We start from the raw sequence: 1,057 nt of genomic DNA on the forward strand, positions 1-1,057 counted from the left end.
GAGAACATGGATCAACTCCAAGCATTAAATCAGTCGCTGATTGATAAAGCGCGTTTGATTCGCAATGACACCGAGTTAATCATTGATGTCGATTCCACACATTCAGATACCTTTGGACGCCAAGAACAAACAGATTATAATGCCCATTATCAAACCTACGGCTATCACCCATTAGTTGCCTTTGATGGACTGACCGGAGATTTCTTAAAAGCTAAACTACGTTCAGGCAATCAGTACACATCTAAAGGGGTAAAAGCCTTTATCGACCCGCTGTTACACCACTACAAAAGCACGTTACCTCATACCGAGATATTGGTTCGGGGTGACAGCGGCTTCGCCACACCAGAGATGTATGAGTCTTGTGAAGCAACTGAAAGCCAGTACGTTATCCGATTAAAGAGCAATCGGAGGTTAAGTCAATTAGCTGAACACTCTGTTCTTTACGGGGACAATCTAGAATGGGAAGAGCGAGAAGTGCAGTATTTTTCACTCCCATACCAAGCGCAATCCTGGTCGAAACCCCGTCGTGTCTGTATACGTTCCGTCCGTGAAGGAGGAGAATTGCTTTTTCATCATTCGTTTATTGTGACTAATCTATCCGACAATGTCTCGCCTGAAGTCATATTTTCTCTTTACGGCAAGCGTGGAACAATGGAAAATTTCATCAAAGAAGCGAAAGGTGGCTTTTACTTCGATAAAACAGATAGCCCGCGTTTCTTAGAAAATCATGTCAGAATGATGATCAGTGTCCTTGCATACAACCTCGTCAATTTTTTAAAGACCATTGCATTTGAGAAATTGAACCAAGGGATGACGATTCATTCCATTCGACTGACATTGCTTAAAGTTGCCGGTAAACTGGTTGAAACAGGCAGACAAGTCTATCTCAAACTGTCGAGTTATCATGTGTATCAAACTGAATTCTATGAAGTTTTCGAGCGCCTAAGGCGATCCAGAAAATGGATTTAAACTAATTATCGAGTAAATTTTTACCCAATTCTGTTTCAAGGGAGCAGTCTGCCCTTAAATAGGTAAAAGTTTTTTAAAAAGCTTTATC

General features: G+C 41.2%; 1 protein-coding gene. It reads left to right on the top strand.

What is annotated here, in order from left to right:
- A partial coding sequence (locus ACWODM_RS16345; protein ID WP_455322377.1) for an IS1380 family transposase occupies positions 1-969 on the top strand: 969 nt, incomplete at its 5' end.
- Between the last annotated feature and the right edge of the window lie 88 nt (positions 970-1,057).

The organism is Enterococcus olivae (assembly GCF_053760925.1).